The sequence below is a fragment of the Pseudundibacterium arcticum genome, from assembly GCF_042646465.1.
GTDB classification, from domain to species: Bacteria; Pseudomonadota; Gammaproteobacteria; order Burkholderiales; family Burkholderiaceae_D; genus Undibacterium_A; species Undibacterium_A arcticum.
On record NZ_JBHRTP010000021.1, the window covers coordinates 8,514 to 11,893 of the forward strand.

Sequence of the window (3,380 nt, forward strand, 5' to 3'; positions counted from 1 at the left end):
CATGACGTGCAGGTGATGATCGAAGGCCCCGGCCATGTGCCGATGCACCTGATCAAGGAAAACATGGACCTGCAACTGGAACAATGCCACGAGGCGCCGTTCTACACGCTCGGGCCCCTGACTACCGACATCGCACCGGGCTACGACCACATCACGTCGGGCATCGGCGCCGCCCAGATCGGCTGGTACGGCACCGCGATGCTGTGCTATGTCACGCCGAAAGAGCATCTGGGTTTGCCAAACAAGGTCGACGTCAAGGACGGCATCATCACCTACAAGATCGCGGCCCACGCCGCCGATCTGGCCAAAGGTCACCCCGGCGCCCAGATTCGCGACAACGCGCTGTCGAAGGCACGTTTTGAATTCCGCTGGGACGATCAATTCAATATCGGTCTCGATCCGGACAAGGCGCGCGAATTCCACGACGAAACCTTGCCCAAGGATTCGGCCAAGGTGGCCCATTTCTGCTCGATGTGCGGTCCGCATTTCTGCTCGATGAAGATCACGCAGGAAGTGCGCGAATACGCGGCCAAGCAGGGCATCAGCGAGATTGCCGCGCTCAAGCAGGGGATGGAAGTGAAGTCGGTCGAGTTCATCAAGAGCGGCGCGGAAATCTACCGCAAGCAGTGACGGATGCGGGTGCGCAATGATAACGATTGAACTCAATGGCGTGCCGCATTCGGCGACGGAAAACCAGAACGTGCAAGACTTGATTGCTGCGTTGGCGTTATCCAATCAAGCGCTTGCCGTTGCGGTCAACTGTGAAGTGGTGCCGCGCCATTTATGGCCGCAACATGCCCTGCAAGCGCGTGATCGGGTGGATATTGTGCGCGCGATTGGCGGAGGTTGAACCGACGCACCCTTCCCTCCCCTTGAAGGGACGGAGCGAAAAAACAGGAGTAAAGCATGAATCTGAACGATCATCCACAGCAAGCCAGTCAACAGGAAGGCTTGACCATCGCCGGCAAAACCTACCGCTCGCGTCTTCTGGTCGGCAGCGGAAAATACCGCGACCTGGAAGAAATGCGTCTGGCCACCGAGGCCAGCGGTGCCGACATCATCACGGTCGCGATCCGCCGCGTCAATATCGGCCAGGACCCGAACGCACCAAACCTGCTCGATGTAGTGCCGCCGTCGAAATATACGATCCTACCGAACACTGCCGGCTGCTACAACGCGAAAGATGCGGTATACACCTTGCAACTGGCACGTGAATTGTTGCATGGGCACAAGCTGGTCAAGCTCGAAGTACTGGGCGACGAGAAGACGCTGTTCCCGAATATGCCGGAGACCTTGAAGGCGGCCGAGACGCTGGTGGCGGATGGGTTCGATGTGATGGTGTACTGCAGCGACGATCCGATCCAGGCGAAGATGCTGGAGCAGATCGGCTGCGTGGCGGTGATGCCGCTGGCGTCCTTGATCGGCTCCGGCATGGGCATCCTGAATCCGTGGAATCTATCGCTAATCATCGAGCAATCGACGATCCCGGTGCTGGTCGATGCCGGCGTCGGCACTGCATCGGATGCAGCCATCGCGATGGAGCTCGGATGCGACGGCGTGTTGATGAATACCGCGATTGCCGGCGCGCACGATCCTATCAGGATGGCACGCGCAATGCGCCTGGCAGTGGAAGCGGGACGCGATGCGTATCTGGCCGGACGGATTCCAAAACGTTTCGCCGCATCGCCTTCATCGCCGATGGCGGGACGTGTGATATGACACGCTTGAAAGGCGATCGCAGCATTTACATGGCCGTCGATTCTGAAGCCGCTGCGCAAAAATTCTCCCTGCTGTATCGTTGATCATTTGTTACTTCACAGAGGACTCCATCCATGCTCGCGATTGAAATCACCCAACCCGGAGCACCCGGGGTATTGCAGATGTGCGAACGGCCGCTGCCGGCACTTCAAGCTGGCCAGGTCCTGATCAAGGTACATGCGGCCGGCGTGAATCGCCCGGACGTGCTGCAGCGCACCGGCAATTATCCGGTTCCTCCCGGCGCATCGGACCTTCCCGGACTGGAAGTAGCAGGAGAAATTGTCGATGGCGATTTAGCCGGCAGCGGTTTCACAAAGGGACAACTGGTCTGCGCGCTGGTACAAGGCGGCGGCTATGCGGAATATTGCGCAGCATCGATTGAACTCTGTCTGCCTGTACCGAAGGGATTGACTCCGATTGAAGCGGCATCCCTGCCTGAGACGTTCTTCACCGTATGGAGCAATGTATTCGACCGCGCAATGCTGGCAGATGGCGAAACCCTGCTGGTGCAAGGCGGCTCATCGGGCATCGGCGTGACTGCGATCCAGCTTGCGACAGCGTTTGGACACCGTGTTTTTGCAACCGCGGGTTCCGATGAGAAATGCCGTGCGTGCGAAGCGCTCGGGGCGGAACGCGGCATCAATTATCGGACAGAAGATTTTGTCGAGATCGTCAAATCGTCCACCGATGGCAAGGGCGCCGACGTAATTCTCGATATGGTGGGTGGCGATTATGTCCCGCGCGAAATTAACTGCCTGGCCGATGATGGACGCCTGGTGTTCATAGCATTGCTCGGCGGCGGTAAAGCAAATGTCAGTTTGGGACAGATTTTGCTTCGTCGCTTGACAGTGACCGGCTCAACGCTGCGTCCGCGTCCAGTCGCGTTCAAGGCAGCCATCGCGTCCCAATTACGGCAACATGTCTGGCCTTTGATCGAATCCGGGAAAATCAAGCCGGTTATTTATAAAACCTTCCCGCTGCAGCAGGCCGCTCAAGCCCATGCGCTGATGGAAGCAAGTTCGCATGTGGGAAAAATCATGCTCGAAGTCTAGGTATGCGGGTTACTGAAACCACAACTGGCTCATCGCGCCGTTGAATATGCTGCTCCCGTCGGGTATCGGCAGCGCCTGAACGGATGCCGTCTTGTGCGGTGCAACGAAATCATGTGCAGCGGGTTGCATGCTTAAAACAGCGTGAGAAACCGGTTCGCGATCGTAGCCACCGACGCCCGTGAAGGTCTGGAAGGGTGTGGCTGCAGGCCAACGCGGGTCCCTTCCTGGCTGGACGGCACTCGGCCATCGCCTCGTCCGTACACAGGATCCTGATACCGCCACGTCGCCGTAACGCGCGTCGTTGTACCCGATCCCATTCGTGACTTTATGGCGAGATTTTTCGACCGTACGACGACGGTTCTCGTTATGTTGGTAAGGCAAGCACTTCTCTGCACGTGAAATCGCGTTGAATCATGCCAAATTGTTAATTTTTTGCGGCCTATCGACTTGTTCAACAACGCCGGTGATCCTGGTGTTGCAGTTTGGTTGGCGCACTGGACCTCAGATTTTGCCCTGATGTTTGAGTCGGCTGAGGGTTTCTGGGGACAGGTTGAGATAGGACGCGAGTTC

General features: G+C 57.7%; 4 protein-coding genes. All 4 read left to right on the top strand.

Going from position 1 to position 3,380, the window contains the following annotated elements; all coding sequences use genetic code 11:
* A partial coding sequence (locus tag ACFOFO_RS07600) for a phosphomethylpyrimidine synthase ThiC (RefSeq protein ID WP_390331289.1) occupies nucleotides 1-630 on the top strand: 630 nt, incomplete at its 5' end.
* Between the two features lie 16 nt (nucleotides 631-646).
* Nucleotides 647-850: a sulfur carrier protein ThiS gene (gene thiS / locus ACFOFO_RS07605; RefSeq protein ID WP_390323728.1), complete on the top strand. Its 204-nt coding sequence runs from the start codon at nucleotides 647-649 to the stop codon at nucleotides 848-850.
* Nucleotides 851-906: 56 nt separating this feature from the next.
* On the top strand, nucleotides 907-1,719 hold the full coding sequence (locus tag ACFOFO_RS07610; RefSeq protein ID WP_390323726.1) for a thiazole synthase: 813 nt from the start codon (nucleotides 907-909) through the stop codon (nucleotides 1,717-1,719).
* Between the two features lie 113 nt (nucleotides 1,720-1,832).
* Complete coding sequence (locus ACFOFO_RS07615) at nucleotides 1,833-2,810, top strand: NAD(P)H-quinone oxidoreductase (protein ID WP_390323724.1); 978 nt, start codon at nucleotides 1,833-1,835, stop codon at nucleotides 2,808-2,810.
* The last annotated feature ends 570 nt before the right edge of the window (nucleotides 2,811-3,380 follow it).

Coding starts and splice junctions, on each gene's coding strand:
- thiS (WP_390323728.1), top strand. CDS start 647: ATGATAACGATTGAACTCAATGGCGTGCCGCATTCGGCGACGGAAAAC.
- ACFOFO_RS07610 (WP_390323726.1), top strand. CDS start 907: ATGAATCTGAACGATCATCCACAGCAAGCCAGTCAACAGGAAGGCTTG.
- ACFOFO_RS07615 (WP_390323724.1), top strand. CDS start 1,833: ATGCTCGCGATTGAAATCACCCAACCCGGAGCACCCGGGGTATTGCAG.